This is a genomic window from Burkholderia semiarida (genome assembly GCF_029268935.1).
GTDB lineage: Bacteria > Pseudomonadota > Gammaproteobacteria > Burkholderiales > Burkholderiaceae > Burkholderia > Burkholderia semiarida.
Window position 1 is genome coordinate 2,366 of the sequence record NZ_JAHLCL010000007.1, and the last position, 17,693, is coordinate 20,058.

At 64.3% G+C, this 17,693-nt stretch carries 20 protein-coding genes; 10 read left to right on the forward strand and 10 right to left on the reverse strand.

Annotated elements, in window-relative coordinates; genetic code table 11:
* Positions 1-306 precede the first annotated feature (306 nt).
* The 3 genes from cueR (at position 307) to KPB06_RS13005 (ending at position 1,556) form a co-directional block, all read left to right on the forward strand.
* The gene (gene cueR, locus KPB06_RS12995) at positions 307-711 is read left to right on the forward strand and encodes a Cu(I)-responsive transcriptional regulator (protein ID WP_059583527.1); all 405 of its coding nucleotides are present in this window, start codon (positions 307-309) and stop codon (positions 709-711) included.
* A 215-nt stretch (positions 712-926) separates the two neighbouring features.
* A complete protein-coding gene (locus tag KPB06_RS13000) occupies positions 927-1,073 on the forward strand; it encodes a DUF3563 family protein (protein ID WP_080970925.1) in 147 nt (48 codons plus the stop codon).
* Between the two features lie 147 nt (positions 1,074-1,220).
* Positions 1,221-1,556, forward strand: a complete 336-nt coding sequence (locus tag KPB06_RS13005; protein WP_059583561.1) for a hypothetical protein — start codon at positions 1,221-1,223, stop codon at positions 1,554-1,556.
* A gap of 15 nt (positions 1,557-1,571) precedes the next feature.
* On the opposite strand, the gene KPB06_RS13010 is transcribed toward KPB06_RS13005, so the two are convergent.
* Positions 1,572-2,417 carry a 23S rRNA (adenine(2030)-N(6))-methyltransferase RlmJ gene (locus KPB06_RS13010; RefSeq protein WP_059583529.1) on the reverse strand — a complete coding sequence of 282 codons (846 nt, stop codon included), beginning with the start codon at positions 2,415-2,417 and terminating at the stop codon, positions 1,572-1,574.
* A gap of 112 nt (positions 2,418-2,529) precedes the next feature.
* Positions 2,530-3,501 carry a potassium channel beta subunit family protein gene (locus KPB06_RS13015; RefSeq protein ID WP_059583531.1) on the reverse strand — a complete coding sequence of 324 codons (972 nt, stop codon included), beginning with the start codon at positions 3,499-3,501 and terminating at the stop codon, positions 2,530-2,532.
* Between the two features lie 164 nt (positions 3,502-3,665).
* Here KPB06_RS13015 and KPB06_RS13020 point away from each other — a divergent pair, with 164 nt between their 5' ends.
* The gene (locus tag KPB06_RS13020; RefSeq protein ID WP_059583533.1) at positions 3,666-4,454 is read left to right on the forward strand and encodes a 3-hydroxybutyrate dehydrogenase; all 789 of its coding nucleotides are present in this window, start codon (positions 3,666-3,668) and stop codon (positions 4,452-4,454) included.
* Positions 4,455-4,573: 119 nt separating this feature from the next.
* Here KPB06_RS13020 and KPB06_RS13025 read toward each other — a convergent pair whose 3' ends face one another.
* Positions 4,574-5,773, reverse strand: a complete 1,200-nt coding sequence (locus KPB06_RS13025) for an amino acid aminotransferase (protein WP_059583535.1) — start codon at positions 5,771-5,773, stop codon at positions 4,574-4,576.
* A gap of 259 nt (positions 5,774-6,032) precedes the next feature.
* On the opposite strand from KPB06_RS13025, the gene uvrB reads away from it, so the two are divergent.
* From uvrB to KPB06_RS13050, 5 genes are all read left to right on the forward strand, one after another.
* Positions 6,033-8,123 carry an excinuclease ABC subunit UvrB gene (uvrB, locus tag KPB06_RS13030; RefSeq protein WP_059583537.1) on the forward strand — a complete coding sequence of 697 codons (2,091 nt, stop codon included), beginning with the start codon at positions 6,033-6,035 and terminating at the stop codon, positions 8,121-8,123.
* Positions 8,124-8,346: 223 nt separating this feature from the next.
* Positions 8,347-8,898, forward strand: coding sequence for an iron transporter (locus KPB06_RS13035; protein ID WP_059583539.1), 552 nt, complete (start codon positions 8,347-8,349; stop codon positions 8,896-8,898).
* A gap of 55 nt (positions 8,899-8,953) precedes the next feature.
* Complete coding sequence (locus KPB06_RS13040; RefSeq protein WP_059583540.1) at positions 8,954-9,292, forward strand: cupredoxin domain-containing protein; 339 nt, start codon at positions 8,954-8,956, stop codon at positions 9,290-9,292.
* 57 nt (positions 9,293-9,349) lie between these two features.
* Positions 9,350-10,192 carry an FTR1 family iron permease gene (locus KPB06_RS13045; protein ID WP_059583542.1) on the forward strand — a complete coding sequence of 281 codons (843 nt, stop codon included), beginning with the start codon at positions 9,350-9,352 and terminating at the stop codon, positions 10,190-10,192.
* On the forward strand, positions 10,189-11,586 hold the full coding sequence (locus tag KPB06_RS13050; protein WP_059583543.1) for a 4Fe-4S binding protein: 1,398 nt from the start codon (positions 10,189-10,191) through the stop codon (positions 11,584-11,586). Before KPB06_RS13045 ends, KPB06_RS13050 begins: the two co-directional genes overlap by 4 nt.
* 276 nt (positions 11,587-11,862) lie before the next feature.
* Here the strand turns inward: KPB06_RS13050 and hemP are convergent, their stop codons facing one another.
* From hemP to KPB06_RS13065, 3 genes are all read right to left on the reverse strand, one after another.
* Positions 11,863-12,108: a hemin uptake protein HemP gene (gene hemP, locus KPB06_RS13055; protein ID WP_034207822.1), complete on the reverse strand. Its 246-nt coding sequence runs from the start codon at positions 12,106-12,108 to the stop codon at positions 11,863-11,865.
* Positions 12,109-12,248: 140 nt separating this feature from the next.
* On the reverse strand, positions 12,249-12,731 hold the full coding sequence (locus KPB06_RS13060) for an SRPBCC family protein (protein WP_059583545.1): 483 nt from the start codon (positions 12,729-12,731) through the stop codon (positions 12,249-12,251).
* Positions 12,732-12,831: 100 nt separating this feature from the next.
* Entirely contained in the window at positions 12,832-13,704 is an 873-nt protein-coding gene (locus KPB06_RS13065) for a pirin family protein (protein ID WP_059583547.1), read from the reverse strand.
* A gap of 121 nt (positions 13,705-13,825) precedes the next feature.
* Between KPB06_RS13065 and KPB06_RS13070 the strand changes: the two genes are divergently transcribed.
* On the forward strand, positions 13,826-14,800 hold the full coding sequence (locus KPB06_RS13070; protein ID WP_059583548.1) for a LysR family transcriptional regulator: 975 nt from the start codon (positions 13,826-13,828) through the stop codon (positions 14,798-14,800).
* A 405-nt stretch (positions 14,801-15,205) separates the two neighbouring features.
* Here KPB06_RS13070 and KPB06_RS13075 read toward each other — a convergent pair whose 3' ends face one another.
* The 4 genes from KPB06_RS13075 to KPB06_RS13090 all read right to left on the reverse strand — a co-directional run bounded on the left by KPB06_RS13075 (position 15,206) and on the right by KPB06_RS13090 (position 17,604).
* Positions 15,206-15,634, reverse strand: coding sequence for an ExbD/TolR family protein (locus KPB06_RS13075; RefSeq protein WP_059583550.1), 429 nt, complete (start codon positions 15,632-15,634; stop codon positions 15,206-15,208).
* Between the two features lie 13 nt (positions 15,635-15,647).
* Positions 15,648-16,382, reverse strand: a complete 735-nt coding sequence (locus KPB06_RS13080) for a MotA/TolQ/ExbB proton channel family protein (protein WP_059583552.1) — start codon at positions 16,380-16,382, stop codon at positions 15,648-15,650.
* 35 nt (positions 16,383-16,417) lie between these two features.
* Entirely contained in the window at positions 16,418-17,149 is a 732-nt protein-coding gene (locus KPB06_RS13085) for an energy transducer TonB (RefSeq protein ID WP_060011405.1), read from the reverse strand.
* 218 nt (positions 17,150-17,367) lie between these two features.
* A complete protein-coding gene (locus KPB06_RS13090; protein WP_059583555.1) occupies positions 17,368-17,604 on the reverse strand; it encodes a (2Fe-2S)-binding protein in 237 nt (78 codons plus the stop codon).
* Positions 17,605-17,693: the final 89 nt, after the last annotated feature.

Consider the following 17,693-nt stretch of genomic DNA (forward strand, 5'->3'; position numbering starts at 1 on the left):
CCCACCCCTTCCCATCCCGAACAGGACCGTGAAACGACTCTACGCCGATGATAGTGCGGATTCCCGTGTGAAAGTAGGTAATCGTCAGGCTTCCTAAGCCAAGAACCCCCGCCTGACAAGGCGGGGGTTTTTGCATTTTGGCATCCCAAAAAGCATGCGCCGAGCCGCGCCCGTTCCATCCGCGCTCCTGCGACCAAGCTGTCCCTCGGAACGAAACCTCTCGATTTGATACGATCGACGTGTCGTCGGCGACGGCATTCGTCGCCGTTCGTGTTCGAAACCAGGGCTTGATGAAGAGGGCAGGGAATGAATATCGGCGACGCGTCGCGCGAATCCGGGGTCAGCGCGAAAATGATCCGGTACTACGAACAGGTCGGCCTTCTTGCGCCGAGCAAGCGGACCGATGCCGGCTACCGGATCTACGGCGCGGACGAAATCCATATCCTGCGATTCATCCGTCAGGCGCGGCGACTCGGCTTTCTGGTCGAGGACATTCGCAAGCTGCTGATGCTTTGGCAGGATCGCTCGCGCGCCAGCGCCGAAGTGAAATCGATTGCTCTCGAGCACGTGGCCGAACTGGACAAACGCATCGCCGAACTCAGCGACATGCGCGACACGCTGGCCGATCTGGCCGCGCACTGCCATGGTGACGGGCGGCCTGAATGCCCGATTTTGGCGCGCCTCGCCGACCCCGTCGATGAACCAAATTAGTGCGCTTCCTCGAGCCGCAAAACGGGCCCCGACTACATTCCTATAAAAATCAATGAGTTATAGGTGGTCGGTGCGGCTCCATTCCAAATCGGAATGGTTCCCATGCAAGTATTTCACTAGCATCTTGGTGCGGCGTCGCTATAATTCGGGATAACCCTATACGGGAAATCCCTGAATATCGATTCACCAGGGGTCCCTCTTCCTTGGAGAACGTCATGATCGCCTACATCGTCGAAAAGCTGAGCAACTGGTTCGAGTCCGCAGAACGTGAGCGCCGTGAGGCTTACCTCGCCACGTCGTCGGACATCGTTCAGCTCGAGCGCCGCATCCGCTCGCTCGAAACCAACGGCTACTCGCTGTAATCGGAGTGACCGTCGGGTGCCGAGCGGTACCGAACGATAAGCAAGCCCCGTATTGACGGGGCTTTGTTTTTTTGTGCGCCGGATCTGGCGAAATCGCCGGTGCAGCGCTATGGTATGGGCCTACTTTTCATCGGGAAGGACACGATCATGCGTGTGCGTGTCGATGTGCGACGCAGTACCTGCGCGCGTCTCGTTCTGGGCGCGGCAATGCTCGTCCATGGCTTCGCGGTAGGTGCCGCGACGTCGTCCAGGCCGCTCGTGCTCGATACCCAGCGCGGTATCCAGGACGGCAGGGGCGGGTTGGTGTTGCAGACGGCACCGTTGTCTTCGGAGCCGATCGTCGAGCCGGCAGGCATGCGGGCTCCAGCCGGGCAGGGACCGAATACGTCGGTTCCGCTGTTCGTCGCGCCGTACATCAATGTTCCCGCATGGAACGGGCAGCCGGCCAACCAGCCGAGACTGGCGCCCAGACCGCAACCGTAACCGCCGGTCGCCCGATCAGTTGCCGCGGTGCTCGATCTGGCAGCGGGCGCCGCTATCCTGTCCCAGCTTCTCGACCAGGTAGGGCAGGACCTCGTTCATGCTCTGGGCGAGCGTATATGGCGGATTCAGGATGAACATCCCGCTTCCGTAGAGGCCCAGTCCATCGGTCGGCGGATTCGACACCGTCAGCGTCAGGTGGAGCCAGTTGTTCGGCTGCAGGCGCTTCAACTGCTCGGGAAAGCGTTGCGATTCCGTCCGCGTGACCTGCGGATACCAGATGGCATAACAGCCGGTCGCGAAACGCTTCAGGCATTCCGTCACGCAGCTCACCGTGCGCGCGTAATCCTTCTTGTCCTCGTAGGACGGGTCGATCAGTACGAGTGCGCGTCGCGGCGGCGGCGGCAGCAGCGCCTTGATACCTTCGAAGCCGTCGCCGGCGAAGATCATCGCGCGTCGCCCCGCATCGCGAAAATTGTGGCGCAGCACATCGATTTCCGTCGTATGCATTTCGAACAGACGCATCCGGTCCTGCTCGCGCATCGACCGCCAGGCGATGTACGGGGAGCCCGGGTAGAAGTGCAGTTCGCCGTCGTCGTTCAGCGCGCGGACTTCATCGATATAGTCGCCCAGCGCTTCCGGAAGGCTCTTTTCGTTCCACAGCCGGCCGATGCCGGTATCGAATTCCGACGTCTTCGCTGCATAGCCGTCGCGCAGCGAGTACACGCCGGCGCCCGCGTGCGTATCGATGTACCAGTACGATTTGTCTTTCTTGTTCAGGTAGCGCAGCAGCTGGACGACGACGGTGTGCTTGAGCACGTCCGCGTGGTTGCCTGCGTGAAAACCGTGACGATAACTGAGCATGGCTGGCTGCCTGAAACGAAAGGTGAATCGATTAAAAACGGTCGAACGTGCGCGGCCGTCAGGCCGGGCACCGATGCGGCCGCGTATTGTACGCGAGTGGTCGCGAGTCGCCTTACTCGTATGCGTCGCCGACTACCGCCTCGATGCGCTGCTTCACATCCGGCGTCAGCTTCGCGGCAACGTCGAGCGCGCGCATGTTGTCGCCGATCTGGTCGACCCGCGAGGCGCCCGTGATGACCGAACTCACGCGCGGATTCGCGAGCACCCACGCAATGGCCAACTGGCCGGTGCTGCAGCCGAGCTCGGCGGCGATCTCGCCGAGCCGTTCGACGATGTCGTTGGCGGCCCGATCGGTCAGGCGTTCGCGCATCCAGTCGTAGCCTTGCAACTGCGCGCGGCTGCCGGCCGGCACGCCGTTGCGGTACTTGCCGGTGAGCAGGCCCGACGCGAGCGGGCTCCAGGTCGTGAGGCCGAGGCCGTAATCGTCGTAGAGCCGCGCATATTCCTGTTCGACCCGGGTGCGGTGGAACAGGTTGTACTGCGGTTGTTCGACGACCGGCCTGTGCAGATGATGCCGCTCGGCGATCTCACATGCCGCGCGGATCTCGTCGGCGCTCCATTCCGACGTGCCCCAGTACAGCGCCTTGCCGCGCACGATCATGTCGCTCATTGCCCAGACGGTTTCCTCGATCGGCGTATGCGGATCGGGGCGATGGCAATAGACGAGGTCGACATAGTCGAGCTGTAGCCGGCGCAGCGAGCCGTCGATCGCGTTCAGCAGGTATTTCCGGTTCAGCGTGTGATACTGGTTCGGGGCTTCCGCGAGCCCCCAGAAGAACTTCGTGGACACGATATAGCTGACGCGCGGCCAGTCGAGCGACTTGAGCGCGTGGCCCATGATTTCCTCGGATTTGCCGCCGGCGTAGACCTCGGCGTTGTCGAAGAAATTGACGCCCGCGTCGCGTGCCGCGGCGAGGCATTCGCGCGCGACCCGCTGGTCGACCTGGTTGCCGTACGTCACCCACGAGCCGAGGGAAAGCTCGCTGATCTGCAGGCCGGAGCGGCCTAGCCGTCGATAGTGCATGAGATTCTCCTGCTGAACGGAACCGACCTTAAGCTTAGACGTTTTGCGCGCGAACGGCGGGTCCGATCGGGCACAATGGCGGCTGGCACGCCGATGCGATTTCGCGATGCGCGCGGATGCGGCGGGCGCGTGTTTCATCGATCCGACAACGGGAGGAGACGGACATGGCAGCAGATCTGAATGGCAAGACCGCAGTCGTCACGGGCGCCGCGAGCGGCATCGGCAAGGAAATCGCGCTCGAGCTCGCCAAGGCAGGCGCGGCCGTCGCGATCGCCGACCTGAACCAGGACGGCGCGAACGCGGTCGCCGACGAGATCGTCAAGGCAGGCGGCAAGGCGATCGGCGTCGCGATGGACGTCACCAACGAGGAAGCGGTGAACAACGGCATCGACAAGGTCGCCGCGACGTTCGGCTCGGTCGACATCCTCGTGTCGAACGCGGGCATCCAGATCGTCAACCCGATCGAGAACTACTCGTTCGCCGACTGGAAGAAGATGCAGGCGATCCACGTGGACGGCGCGTTCCTGACGACGAAGGCCGCGCTCAAGCACATGTACAAGGACGATCGCGGCGGCGTCGTGATCTACATGGGCTCGGTGCACTCGCACGAAGCGTCGCCGCTGAAGTCGGCGTACGTGACGGCCAAGCACGGGCTGCTGGGTCTCGCGCGCGTGCTGGCGAAGGAAGGCGCGAAGCACAACGTGCGCTCGCACGTCGTGTGTCCGGGCTTCGTGCGCACGCCGCTGGTCGACAAGCAGATTCCGGAGCAGGCGAAGGAGCTCGGCATCAGCGAAGAGGACGTGATCAAGAAGGTGATGCTCGGCAACACGGTCGACGGCGTGTTCACGACGGTGCAGGACGTCGCGCAGACGGTGCTGTTCCTGTCGGCGTTCCCGAGCGCCGCGCTCACGGGCCAGTCGGTGGTCGTCAGTCACGGCTGGTTCATGCAGTAACGCGGATGTGGGCGGTGTCGCCGCCCGCCGCGTTGGATGGCGCAAAAAAACGCGCTCCGTGGAGCGCGTTTTTCATGTCGGCAGGGCGGGGCCGGCGACGGCCGCCGCCCGGCGCCGCTTTACTTCAGGACCGCTGCGACCGCTTGGGCGACCACGTCGAGGTTGCGCGTGTTCAGCGCGGCGACGCAGATCCGGCCCGTGCCGACCGCATAGATGCCGAACTCGTCGCGCAGGCGATCGACTTGTGCCGAGGTCAGGCCCGAATACGAGAACATCCCGCGCTGCGCGTTGATGAAGCTGAAATCGCGATCGACGCCGCTTGCCTTCAGGCGTTCGACGAGACCGTTGCGCATCGCACGGATGCGGTCGCGCATTTCGCCGAGTTCCTGGACCCACGAAGCGTGCAGTTCCGGCGACGCGAGCACCGCTGCGACCACCGCGCCGCCATGGGTCGGCGGGTTCGAGTAGTTCGTGCGGATCACGCGCTTCAGTTGCGACAGCACGCGCGTGGCTTCTTCCTTGCTCGACGTGATGATCGACAGCGCGCCAACGCGCTCGCCGTACAGCGAGAACGACTTCGAGAACGACGACGACACGAACGCGTTCAGGTCGGCCGCGGCAAACAGGCGCACGGCAGCGGCATCGGCTTCGATGTTTTCGCCGAAACCCTGGTAGGCCATGTCGAGGAACGGCACGAGGTTGCGCGCCTTCACGACGTCGACGACCTGTTGCCATTGCGCTTCGGTGAGGTCCACGCCGGTCGGGTTGTGGCAGCACGCGTGCAGCACGACGACCGTGCCGGCCGCGTAGCTGTTCAGCGCCGACAGCATGCCTTCGAAGTTCACGCCGTTGGTGGCCGCGTCGTAATACGGGTACGCGACGACTTCGAAGCCGGCCGCCTCGAACAGCGCGCGGTGGTTTTCCCAGCTCGGATCGCTGATCGCGACCTTCACGTTCGGATTCACGGTGCGCAGGAAATCGGCGCCGATCTTCAGCGCGCCCGTGCCGCCCAGGGCCTGCGCCGTGACGACGCGGCCCGCCGCGATCAGCGGCGAATCGTTGCCCAGCAGCAGCTTCTGCACGGCCGCATCGTAGGCGGCGATCCCGTCGATCGGCAGGTAACCGCGCGGCAGGCCGGCTTCGACACGCGCCTTCTCCGCGTCGCGAACCGCGCGCAGCAGCGGAATCTTGCCTTCCTCGTTCGTGTACACGCCAACGCCGAGGTTGACCTTGGTCGGACGCGTATCGGCGTTGAAGGCTTCGTTCAGGCCCAGGATCGGGTCGCGGGGAGCAAGCTGGACAGCGGAGAAGAGCGACATGATGATTCGGCAGTAGTGAAAAGAGGGTCAGGCTTTCAGCCGGCGGGACGGGTGCAGCGGACCGCGCCAACGGCGCGACGCCGGAAAGCGCAGCAGCCTGACATTGTAGCGAATTCGCGCTGGCGGGGGCGGTGATTCCGTCGCGATTGGCGCGGCGAAACGCGATTTCGGGCGGCCGTCGCGCGTCAGGAGCCGACAGCAGTTCGCTCGGCCGCGAAGCGCTAGAATGCTTTCTTTGCCCTTGCTCCGGCCGCATTCCATGTCCGAACATCATGCCGAAGTCGGCGACGCGCTCGACGAATCCAAATTCGTCACTTTCGAAGGGTCGCCGTTCCAGCTTTACCAGCCGTATCCGCCCGCGGGCGACCAGCCGAGCGCGATCGACACGCTCGTCGAAGGGGTCGGCGACGGCCTTGCCTTCCAGACGCTGCTCGGCGTAACCGGCTCGGGCAAGACCTTCACGATGGCCAACACGATCGCGCGGCTCGGCCGCCCGGCGATCGTGTTCGCGCCGAACAAGACGCTCGCCGCCCAGCTTTACGCGGAGTTCCGCGAGTTCTTCCCGCGCAACGCGGTCGAGTACTTCGTCTCGTACTACGACTACTACCAGCCCGAGGCCTACGTGCCGCAGCGCGACCTGTTCATCGAGAAGGATTCGTCGATCAACGAGCACATCGAGCAGATGCGGCTGTCGGCGACGAAGAGCCTGATGGAGCGCCGCGACGTGGTGATCGTCGCGACGGTGTCGGCGATCTACGGTATCGGCAACCCGTCCGAATACCACCAGATGATCCTGACGCTGCGCACCGGGGACAAGCTCGGCCAGCGCGACGTGATCGCGCGGCTGATCGCGATGCAATACACGCGCAACGAGCAGGATTTCCAGCGCGGCACGTTCCGCGTGCGCGGCGACACGATCGACATCTTCCCGGCCGAGCATGCGGAAATGGCCGTGCGCGTCGAGCTGTTCGACGACGAGGTCGAGACGCTGCACCTGTTCGACCCGCTGACAGGGCGCGTGCGGCAGAAGATCCCGCGTTTCACCGTGTATCCGTCGTCGCACTACGTGACGCCGCGCGACACCGTGATGCGCGCGGTCGAGACGATCAAGGACGAACTGCGCGAACGGCTCGAGTTCTTCCATCGCGAAGGCAAGCTCGTCGAGGCGCAGCGCCTCGAGCAGCGCACGCGCTTCGACCTCGAGATGCTGCAGGAGCTCGGCTTCTGCAAGGGCATCGAGAACTATTCGCGGCATTTCTCGGGGGCGGCGCCCGGCGATCCGCCGCCGACGCTCGTCGACTACCTGCCGCCCGATGCGCTGATGCTGCTCGACGAATCGCACGTGCTGATCGGCCAGTTGAACGGCATGTACAACGGCGACCGCGCGCGCAAGGAAAACCTCGTCAATTACGGGTTCCGCCTGCCGTCGGCGCTCGACAACCGGCCGCTGAAGTTCCACGAGTTCGAGCGCAAGATGCGCCAGGTCGTGTTCGTGTCGGCCACGCCGGCCGACTACGAGAAGCGCGTGACGGGTCAGATCGCCGAGCAGGTCGTGCGGCCGACGGGCCTCGTCGATCCGGAAATCGAAGTCCGGCCGGCGAGCTCGCAGGTCGACGACGTGCTGACCGAAATCAACGCGCGCGTGAAGGCCGGCGAGCGCGTGCTGATCACCGTGCTGACGAAGCGCATGGCCGAACAGCTGACCGAGTTCCTGGCCGACCACGGCGTCAAGGTGCGCTACCTGCACAGCGACATCGACACGGTCGAGCGCGTCGAGATCATCCGCGACCTGCGGCTCGGCACGTTCGACGTGCTGGTCGGGATCAACCTGCTGCGCGAGGGCCTCGACATTCCCGAAGTGTCGCTCGTCGCGATTCTCGATGCGGACAAGGAGGGCTTCCTGCGCGCCGAGCGCTCGCTGATCCAGACGATCGGTCGTGCCGCGCGGAACGTGAATGGCAAGGCGATCCTCTACGCGGACAACATGACCGAGTCGATGAAGCGCGCGATCGGCGAAACCGAGCGGCGCCGCGCGAAGCAGATCGCCTACAACGAAAAGATGGGCATTACGCCGCGCGGCGTCGTGAAGCGCATCAAGGACATCATCGACGGCGTCTACAACGCCGACGACGCGCGCGCGGAGCTGAAGGAGGCGCAGCAGCGCGCGAAATTCGAGGACATGTCGGAAAAGCAGCTCGCGAAGGAAATCAAGCGCCTCGAGAAGCAGATGGCCGACTACGCGAAGAATCTCGAATTCGAGAAGGCCGCCGCGACCCGCGACCAGCTTGCCGTGCTGCGTGAACGCGTGTTCGGCGCGAACGTCGGCGACCACATCAGCGGTGGCCGGTAAATCTTTCCAAGCGTCACGGAATCCTTCGGTAAAGCGCCTGTAAGCCTTGTCGGATCAGGGGTTTACGGCGCTCCCCGTTTGTTCCGGAACGGGTTCGGTGCTAAACTCCGCATGTATTGAGAATAGTTCGCATTAACGTTCTTCGTCGCGTTAGTGTTTCCGGCGGGCGGCAGCGGCGGCTCGCATGTCGTCAAGATAGTCAGACAAATAACAAGGAGTGTCCATGTTGGGTTCTTCGTTCATCCGCACGACGGTTGCGGTAGCGGCGGCGTTTGCCGCGATGTCGGCCTCGGCTGCCGAGTATCCGATCGGCAAGCAGCAGATCCAGGGCGGCATGGAAATCGGCGCGGTGTATCTGCAGCCGATCACGATGGACCCGGAAGGCATGATGCGCAAGGCGTCGGATTCCGACATCCACCTCGAGGCCGACATCCATGCGGTCAAGAACAACCCGACGGGTTTCGCGGAAGGCGACTGGATGCCGTACCTGCAGGTCACGTACAAGCTGACGAAGCAGGGCGACACCAAGTGGAAGGCCGAGGGCGATCTGATGGGCATGGTCGCGAGCGACGGCCCGCACTACGGCGACAACGTGAAGCTCGCCGGCCCGGGCAAGTACCACCTGACGCTGGTCGTCAAGCCGCCGATGCAGTCGGGTCACATGGCGTTCGGTCGTCACGTCGACAAGGAAACGGGCGTGGGCCCGTGGTTCAAGCCCATCACGCTCGAGTACGACTTCCCGTTCGCCGGTATCGGCAAGAAGGGCGGTTACTGATCGGTGGTATCACGAACGGCGCGCTTCGGCGCGCCGTCGGCGTAGAGAACCCAGAATGAAAATTCCCCAGAAAATCGTCGCCGCAGCCGCAGCCGCTGCGCTGTGGCTTGCCGGCGCGGCGCATGCGGCCGATCTGCCGACGTTCAAGCTCGAGATGACGGATGGCAAGCTGAATCCCGCCCGCATCGAAGTGCCGGCCGGCCAGCGTTTCAAGATCGAGATCAGGAACACCGGCAAGGGCGCCGCCGAATTCGAGAGCGTGCAGTTGCGCAAGGAGAAGGTGCTCGCGCCGGGCGCCGATTCGTTCGTGGTCGTCGCCCCGCTGTCGCCGGGCGAATACAAGTTTTTCGACGATTTCCACCAGCAGGCACAGGGCGTGATCGTCGCGAAGTAACGTGTTTTATCTGCGCGCGGGCGGGCCAGGCCGTGCCCCGCGCGTCAGGAGGTATCGATGGGTCAGATCTTGTTCATCGTCTGGCGGGAGAGCGTCGAAGCGCTGCTCGTCGTCGGCATTCTCTATGCATGGCTGAAAAACGGCGACGACGACGCGCGCCGCGGTTTGCCTTTCCTCTGGACGGGCGTCGCTGTCGGCCTGCTGATGGCAGTCGGCCTCGGCGCCGCGCTGGTCGGGTTCACCGAAGTGTTGTCCGGCGACGCGCAGGACTATTTCCAGACGGCGATGGTGCTGATCGCGTGCGTGCTGATCGTGCAGATGGTGCTGTGGATGCGCCGGCACGGCCGCACGCTGAAGCGCGACATGGAGCAATCGCTGCAGCAAAGCACGCGTGATTCGAACTGGTGGGGCGTCGCCGTGCTGGTCGCGCTCGCGATCGCGCGCGAAGGCAGCGAGACGGTGATCTTCCTGTACGGCCTCGGTTTCGGCCAGTCCGGCCACGTCGACGGCAGCCAGATGCTCGCGGTCGTGATCGGCCTGGGCCTCGCGTTCCTCACGTTCTATCTGCTGCAGCTCGGCGGCAAGTACTTCTCGTGGCGGCATTTTTTCCGCGTCACCGAAGTGATGCTGCTGTTCCTCGGCGCGGGCCTGTTCCAGACCGGCGTCGACAAGCTGATCGACAAGGAAATCCTGCCGCTCGGCATCTCGCAGGTGTGGGATACGTCCGCGATCCTCGATGATTCGGGCACGTTCGGTTCGCTCGTCGCGACGCTGACCGGCTATCGCGCGCACCCGGCGCTGACCAACCTGGTGGCGTATGCGGTGTACTGGGCGGTCGTCTGGTTGCTGATGAAGCGTGCGAGCCGCCGTCCGGCCGTCGTAGCGGGTCGCGCGGCATGAGCGTTGTCGCCGCCGTCAAGCCGGGCTGGCTCGCGCAGGCCGGCCAGTGGATGCAGCGCCACGGTGCGCTGATCCGCGGTATTCAGTGGATCGTCGTCGCCGTCTACGCGTTCCTGATCATCGTGCCGGCGGTGTTGCCGCTGCCGGACGATTCCGCGCATCTGTGGAACAACCTCACGCTCATCGCGCAGTTCGCGTTCTGGGGCATCTGGTGGCCGTTCGTGCTGCTGTCGATGGTGATGCTCGGCCGCGTCTGGTGCGGTGTGCTGTGCCCGGAAGGCGCGCTCACCGAATACGCGAGCAAGTTCGGCCGCGGCGGCCCGATTCCACGCTGGATCCGGTGGGGCGGCTGGCCGTTCGTCGCGTTCGGCATCACGACGATCTATGGGCAGATGGTGAGCGTGTACCAGTACCCGCTCGCGGTGCTGTTCGTGCTCGGCGGCTCGACCGTCGGCGCGATCGTGATCGGCGTGCTGTACGGCCGCGAGAAGCGCGTGTGGTGCAAGTATCTGTGCCCGGTCAACGGCGTGTTCGGGTTGCTCGCGCGGCTTGCGCCGATGCGCTACAAGGTCGACGAGGACGCGTGGCGCCGTTCGTACAGGAACGGCGAGCACGGCCATCGCGTGATTCCGATCAATTGCGCGCCGCTCGTCCCGTTGCGCAACATGAAGGGCGCGGCGGACTGCCATATGTGCGGTCGCTGCAGCGGGCACCGCGACGCGATTTCGCTGTCGCTGCGCTCGCCGTCCGACGAAGTCGTGAACCTCGGTGCGGAGCGAGCCAACCCGTGGGACACCGCACTGATCCTGTACGGCCTGCTCGGCGTGGCGATCGGTGCGTTCCACTGGACCGTCAGCCCGTGGTTCGTGCAGATCAAGCAATGGCTCGCGGGCTGGCTGATCGACCACGACATCACGTGGCCGCTCGAGACCAATGCGCCGTGGTTCCTGCTCACGCACTACCCGGATCGCAACGACGTGTTCTCCTGGCTCGATGGCGGGCTGGTCGTCAGCTACATCGTCGGCACGGGGCTCGTATACGGCACGGCACTCCTAGTGTTGCTGGCCGGCGCCACGCTGATGCTCGGCCGCTTCGATCGCGTGCGCCTGCATCACCTCGCGCAGGCGCTGATCCCCATCGCGGGTGCGGGCGTGTTCCTCGGGTTGTCGGCCACGACGCTGTCGTTGCTGCGCGCCGAGCATGTGCCGCTCGGCTGGGCAACCGATGTGCGCATCGCGATTCTGGTCGGCGCCAACGTATGGAGTGCGTGGCTCGCGTGGAAGGTGACGGGGCGCTATGCGGCGTGGCCGCGCCGGCTCGCGGCATTCGCGTGGTTCGCCGTCGGGCTGGCTGTCGTCGACAGCGCATGGTGGTTGATGTTCTGGGGATTCTGAGGCGGCGCGTATGCCGCTCTCGCCGTCGCGCATTGACGGCAGCCACGACACTTGGGCAGCGTGCTTCGCGCATCGGCTGCCCAAACAAAAAAAGCGACACGTCCATCGACGTGTCGCTTTTTTCTTCCTTGTGCGAGAACCAAAAAAAGTGGCTTGGCTTGCTGCAACGGCTGCTTGAGTGTGTTTGCACGAAGGGGTCTAGATCTCGCGTGCAAGCCGTTACGCTGGCTACTGCCCAACACCTCTCAGGGAGGTGGTCCCCACAATACTCGGTCGTTACTTCGTCAGGATCAGTTTGCCGAGCCGCGTGGCGCGCAACTGATACGTCTCTCCGTTATGCGCGATGCTGACGTGGCTTTGGCCTTGCAGCAACGCATCACTGTTGACGACCCGCGTGCCTGCATCGCGGTTGCCGGCGGGTTTCGCCGGCGTGGTGACCGCTGCCGTCTTCTGACGGCTGCTGGCTGCGGTGCCGGTGGTCCGGCGCAGGGTCAGCGTGGTCGGGCGCATGGTGTCGGTCATTCGGTTTGATCGGTGACTGTCGATACGATGGAATGAATTCTAAATGATAACTATTCCCATTTACAAAAACTCTTTATCGATCGATGGTTCTAGTCTGATAGTTTGAATCAAAAGGGGCGGCCCGCAGGCCGCCGCCGGGCTCAGTGCAGCGGATCGGGGTCCTTGCGACCCTGCGCGTATTCGCGGATCAGGCGCACCGTGTCGATATCCGACGTGCGGTATGCCTCCTTGACGATCCCATGCGTCTGTCGCGCTTCTTCGCTGTCGTCGGTGACCGTCAGCGTCGTCCGGTACTCGAAACGCAGGAACAGTTCGTGGTCGTCGCGCTCCTCGATCGTCATCGTCAGCGAGCCGCCGATCTCGCCATCGGCTGCTCGGATGTCGTAGCGGACCTGCTGGTTCGGCGTGAACGTCACGTGGTCGCGCACCGTCGCGTGGCCGTAGTGCAGTTCGCGTTCGAGCGTCGTGTCCGTCCGTTCGTGGATGACGCAACTGTCGAGGCCGATCACGAACAATTGCGGCTGTTCCGCACGGAGCACGAGGCCTTCCCAGAGCTGGTCGCGAGTGAGAGTCGGCACGGCCGGATCGTCGGAGTTGATCTGGATCAGATGTTCGAAGTTCAAGGGGACGGGTTCCTTCTGGGTGGCGGGTGGCCACATGGTTCAAGAAGTTATTGTGACGCAAAACCGCCGGCTTCGCGGCACCTGCGACCCCCGATCGAAACTACGCCTCGATGCGACCCATGCGCCCGGTCTGATAGTCGACAACGGCCTGCCGGATCTCTTCCTCGGTATTCATCACGAACGGGCCGTAACGGACGATCGGCTCGTTGAGCGGCACGCCGCCGATCAGCAGCAGGTCGAGCGACGTGTCGCCGGCAGCGAACGTGACGGTGTCGCCATCGTCGCCGTAGACGATCATGTGTCGCGGGTCGACAGCCTGCCTGTCGGGCCCGTAGAGGCCCGTTCCGTCGATCGGATAGGCAAACACGCGATAACCGGCCGGCACCGGCTGCGTGACCGTTGCGCCGGGCTCCAGCGTGAAATGCTGATAGAGGATCGGCGTGCGCGTCTCGATCGCGGCCTGTACGCCAAACGCTTCGCCGGCGATGACGCGCACGCGCGCGCGACCGTCCGGCGACGTCGCCGCCGGAATGCGAGCGGCCGGAATCTCCTGGTAGCGCGGCGCGATCATCTTGTCGCGGCGCGGCAGGTTGACCCACAGCTGGAAGCCGTGGGAGCGGCCGCCGGCCTGCGCGAACGCCGGGTCCGGCATTTCGCTGTGGACGACGCCGGCTCCGGCCGTCATCCATTGCACGTCGCCCGGGCCGAGCGTGCCGGCATGGCCGGACGAGTCGCGATGGCGGAAGCGTCCGTCGAGCGCGTAGGTCACGGTCTCGAAGCCGCGATGCGGATGGTCGGGCGCGCCCACGGCTTCGCCGGGCGCGTAATCGACAGGGCCCATTTCATCGAGCAGCAGGAACGGATCGAAATCCATCAGCAGCCGCGTCGGGAACGGGCGGTGAACCACGAAACCGCCGCCTTCGGTGGTGCGAAGCGCGGGGTAGGTGCGATCAAGCGAGCGAGCGGTGGTCATGGGAAGCCCTCGAAATCATCGGAATAGCGTTATTTTCGAAACATAGCGCTATTATATTGGGCGTTTTACCGGTCGATTTGCGGCGGATCGCAATGGATTGTTCTGAAATTGGAACGATGAGATGAATATCGATGCACATAACCTGAACGACCTGATGTACTTCTCGCAGGTCGTCGAACATGGCGGTTTCTCGGCCGCCGAGCGCGTGCTGGGCATCTCGAAATCGCGTCTGTCGCGGCGCCTGACCGAGCTCGAGGCGGCGCTTGGCGTGCGCCTGCTGCAGCGCTCGACGCGCAAGCTCGCGCTGACCGAGGCAGGGGAGCTGTTTTACCAGCATTGCCAGGCGATGCTCGCGGAAGCGCAAGCCGCGATGAACGCCGTGCAGCAGTTGCGCGCGTCGCCGCGCGGCTCGGTACGTGTCAGCGTGCCGGTGACGCTGTCGCAGACGATGCTGTCGCGCATCCTGCCCGAATTCCTGCGCCGCTATCCCGAGGTGAAGGTGCACGTCCGCGTGACGAACCGCGTGATCGACCTGTTCGAGGATTCGATCGACGTCGCGTTGCGCGTGCGCTCGGAGCCGCCGCAGAACGCGAACATCGTCGTGCGGCCGCTGTGGCGCACCGAGCAGATGCTGGTCGGCGCGCCGAGCCTGCTGAGCCAGAATGCACCGCCGCTGGTGCCGGACGACCTGACCGGCTTCGAGACGCTCGATACGCCGAGCGTCGACGGCCGGCACGTCTTCAACCTGATCGCGCCGGACGGGACGCGCCACGTGCACGAGCACGATCCTCGCCTCGTGACGGCCGACCTGATGACGATCCGCGAGGCCGTGCTCGACGGCCTCGGCATCGCGGCGCTGCCGGAGATGATGTACGGCAACGCGCTGCGCGCGGGGCAACTGTCGCCGGTGATGCCGGGCTGGACGCTGCCGGTGCCGCAGTTGTATGCGGTGTTCGTGTCGCGGCAGGGGATGCCGCCCGCGGTACGTGCATTCGTCGATTACCTCGTCGAGAAGCTCGACCATGGCGCGTACAAGGATCCGGGTTGCCCAGAACGTGCGAAGAAGGAAGCGGCGGCCGATGTTTCGGCCACCTGAACACGGCGGGCACGACGACGCAAATTTGTTTTGTCATTGAAGCGCCGCCTGCAATCGCAAGTTTCAATCGCCGGAACCTTGAATGCGTGCGCTGGCGAGCCTATATTGAAATCCCATTTCGTGAAGGAAGTTCTGAGCGAAATCAGGTGGCCGCATATATTGTGAGCCAGATAGGGCAGAACGCGCAGTCCGTGCAGACCACGGCAAAGTCGCATTTGCGTTGCTCGAGGCGTAACCGATACCGCCGAAGAGCCCGCCGCCCGAAGGCGCCCGCGTGCGCATGAAAAAAGGCCTTCATCTGGCGATGAAGGCCTTTTACTTTGGGTGCGGCCGGCTAGGTGCGGCCGGCTAGGTGCGGCCGGCAAGGCGCGCAGTGACTACTGGCGACGACAGAACGTGCGCGTGTTACTTCGTTTTCGCGCCGGGCTCCGTCACGAAGCCGAGCTTGGTCAAGCCGCCAGCCTGTGCATCCGACATCACTTCCGCGACGTGCTCGTAGGCCACCTTGCGGTCCGCGCGCAGATGCAATTCCGGCTGCGGCGTGCGCTTCGCGGCTTCCGCGATGCGCGCCTGCAATTGTTCGCGCGTGACCGTGTGGTCGTCCCACAGGATCGTGCCGTCACCCTGGATCGCGACGTCGACGGTCTGCGGCTTTTCGTCGACGGGCTGGCTGCTGGCGTGCGGCAGGTCGATCTTCACCGCATGCTGCATCGCCGGGATCGTCACGAGGAAAATGATCAGGAGTACGAGCATGACGTCGACGAGCGGCGTCATGTTGATCTCGCTCATCACGGCATCGTCGTCATCGTCGCTGAAACCGGTGTTCATGGCCATGGTTCACCTCGTCTCAGCTGGCGGTGCGCGATGCGAGACGCAGGCCATCGCGCGTCGACGACGACGCGAGGCTCGCGCCCGTCACGAAGTACGCGTGCAGACCGTGCGCGAAGCGGCGCAGCTTGCTGACGATACCCTTGTTCGCGCGGATCAGCGCGTTGTAGCCGAGCACCGCGGGAATCGCGACGAACAGGCCGAAGGCCGTCATGATCAGCGATTCGCCGACCGGACCCGCGACCTGGTCGATCGACGTCTGGCCGGTGGCGCCGATCGCGAGCAGCGCGTGGTAGATCCCCCAGACCGTGCCGAACAGGCCGACGAACGGCGCGGTGCTGCCGACCGATGCGAGGATCGCGAGGCCGCTCTGCATGCGCGAAATGCCTTCGTCCATCGTGTCCTTCAGGCAGCGCGTGACCCAGTCCGATACGTCCATGCGATCGTGCAGATGCGGTTGCGTGTGATGGTGGTGGTCGACGGCTTCCTTGCCCGACAGCGCGAGCGCGAGGAACGGGTTGTCGTTCGGCGTCGACGCGGCGAGGCCGAGCTTCTTGATGCCGTCGTCGAAATCGTCGGAATGCCAGAAAGCCTGTTCGGCGTTCTTCGTGAGGCGGTTCAGGCGGATCACGTTCCAGCCCTTGATGACGATCACGATCCACGACAGGACCGACATCACGAGCAGCGTGATCGCAATGGCGCGCGTGACGAAATCACCTTGCGCCCAGACGTGCGCGATACCGTAGCTTTGCATTTTTTGTTTCCTTTGAATCTTCCGGATGAGGCAGGTTAGTCGGTGAGCCCGAAGCTGTAGGGCTGTGTGCGGGCGGCGCGGATCGCCTCGCCGTTCTCGACGTACGGACGGCAGGTGGTCGCGCGCATCGCGTCGAGTGCGGCATCGTCGAGGCGCGGATAGCCGCTGCTCTTCTGCAGATCGATGCTTTCGATCTTGCCGGTCACGCCGACGACGAAGTGGACATAGGCGGTGCCCGATTCGCCGCGGCGTCGCGACATCGACGGATAGTCGGGCTTCACGAAGTTGCATTGGAGCGTCGGCACGTTCTTCGGCGCGCTGACCTGCATCGTTTCGCGCGCCGGGCCCGGCGTAGCGGCCGGTGCCGCGGGAGCGGGCGCGGCGGGAGCGGGTGTCGGATCGGCGGCGGGAGCCGGGGTGGGCGACGGCGCCGGCGAGGGCGCGACCGGCTGCGGGGTCGGCTTCGCGGCTTTCTGCACCGGTTTCGGCTCGACCTTCGGCTTCACGCGCGGCACGGGCTTCGGCGGGGCGGGCTGCGGAATCGATTCGGCCGCGACCTGCTGCGCGATCGGCGCAGGCGTGATGAGCTGCGCGGTGATCGTCTGGACCTCGACCGATTTCGGCGGCGGCGCGTTGCGATGGAGCCATGCGGCCGTCAGCATGATCGCGTGTGCGGCTAGCACGCCGACCGCGACGACGATCACTCGGGGATTCATACGTGGTGCAGCCGGCATGGCGCCGGCAGGAGCGAGATGCGAAGCCTGCATGTTAGCTTGAAAGAACGACGCCGCACCCGGGGCGCGGCGGGTGAATCGGCATCACTTGCGGAAGATCAGCAGCGAGATGCAAACGGTGGTTACGAATCCAATCAGCAATTCCATCACAGGCTCCTTGGCAGGTAAGCCGTTGGCTCGCGCAGACGGTGGCTTGCTGACGGTCAAGACAAAAAATGCGGCCCGGGCCGCATGCACACGCTTGGCGCCGCTCAGGCCGCCTTGCGGTCGTAGAACGTGACCGGGATCGGATGAGCATGATGCTCGACACCGCACCGGCTCGCGCAGACGCCTTGCTCGGCCATGAGGTCGCGTACGGACTCCTCGCACTTGCCGCAGCACGTGGCCACGCCGAGCTCGAACTGGAGTTCATCGAAAGAGTCCACGCCCTCCGCGAGGGACGCGCGAATCTTGCGATCGGAAACAGACTTGCACACGCACACGATCATGATGAGTTGCGATAGCTAACGTTAATGCGAATTATTATCATTAATTTTGCAGGTGTTGACAAGCCTGGGTCGGGCTTTTTTTAAGGTCA

Excerpts from the sequence above, each read along its gene's own strand:
- cueR (WP_059583527.1), top strand. The coding sequence starts at position 307 with ATGAATATCGGCGACGCGTCGCGCGAATCCGGGGTCAGCGCGAAAATG.
- KPB06_RS13000 (WP_080970925.1), top strand. The coding sequence starts at position 927 with ATGATCGCCTACATCGTCGAAAAGCTGAGCAACTGGTTCGAGTCCGCA.
- KPB06_RS13005 (WP_059583561.1), top strand. The coding sequence starts at position 1,221 with ATGCGTGTGCGTGTCGATGTGCGACGCAGTACCTGCGCGCGTCTCGTT.
- KPB06_RS13010 (WP_059583529.1), bottom strand. The coding sequence starts at position 2,417 with ATGCTCAGTTATCGTCACGGTTTTCACGCAGGCAACCACGCGGACGTG.
- KPB06_RS13015 (WP_059583531.1), bottom strand. The coding sequence starts at position 3,501 with ATGCACTATCGACGGCTAGGCCGCTCCGGCCTGCAGATCAGCGAGCTT.
- KPB06_RS13020 (WP_059583533.1), top strand. The coding sequence starts at position 3,666 with ATGGCAGCAGATCTGAATGGCAAGACCGCAGTCGTCACGGGCGCCGCG.
- KPB06_RS13025 (WP_059583535.1), bottom strand. The coding sequence starts at position 5,773 with ATGTCGCTCTTCTCCGCTGTCCAGCTTGCTCCCCGCGACCCGATCCTG.
- uvrB (WP_059583537.1), top strand. The coding sequence starts at position 6,033 with ATGTCCGAACATCATGCCGAAGTCGGCGACGCGCTCGACGAATCCAAA.
- KPB06_RS13035 (WP_059583539.1), top strand. The coding sequence starts at position 8,347 with ATGTTGGGTTCTTCGTTCATCCGCACGACGGTTGCGGTAGCGGCGGCG.
- KPB06_RS13040 (WP_059583540.1), top strand. The coding sequence starts at position 8,954 with ATGAAAATTCCCCAGAAAATCGTCGCCGCAGCCGCAGCCGCTGCGCTG.
- KPB06_RS13045 (WP_059583542.1), top strand. The coding sequence starts at position 9,350 with ATGGGTCAGATCTTGTTCATCGTCTGGCGGGAGAGCGTCGAAGCGCTG.
- KPB06_RS13050 (WP_059583543.1), top strand. The coding sequence starts at position 10,189 with ATGAGCGTTGTCGCCGCCGTCAAGCCGGGCTGGCTCGCGCAGGCCGGC.
- hemP (WP_034207822.1), bottom strand. The coding sequence starts at position 12,108 with ATGACCGACACCATGCGCCCGACCACGCTGACCCTGCGCCGGACCACC.
- KPB06_RS13065 (WP_059583547.1), bottom strand. The coding sequence starts at position 13,704 with ATGACCACCGCTCGCTCGCTTGATCGCACCTACCCCGCGCTTCGCACC.
- KPB06_RS13070 (WP_059583548.1), top strand. The coding sequence starts at position 13,826 with ATGAATATCGATGCACATAACCTGAACGACCTGATGTACTTCTCGCAG.
- KPB06_RS13075 (WP_059583550.1), bottom strand. The coding sequence starts at position 15,634 with ATGGCCATGAACACCGGTTTCAGCGACGATGACGACGATGCCGTGATG.
- KPB06_RS13080 (WP_059583552.1), bottom strand. The coding sequence starts at position 16,382 with ATGCAAAGCTACGGTATCGCGCACGTCTGGGCGCAAGGTGATTTCGTC.
- KPB06_RS13085 (WP_060011405.1), bottom strand. The coding sequence starts at position 17,149 with ATGCAGGCTTCGCATCTCGCTCCTGCCGGCGCCATGCCGGCTGCACCA.
- KPB06_RS13090 (WP_059583555.1), bottom strand. The coding sequence starts at position 17,604 with ATGATCGTGTGCGTGTGCAAGTCTGTTTCCGATCGCAAGATTCGCGCG.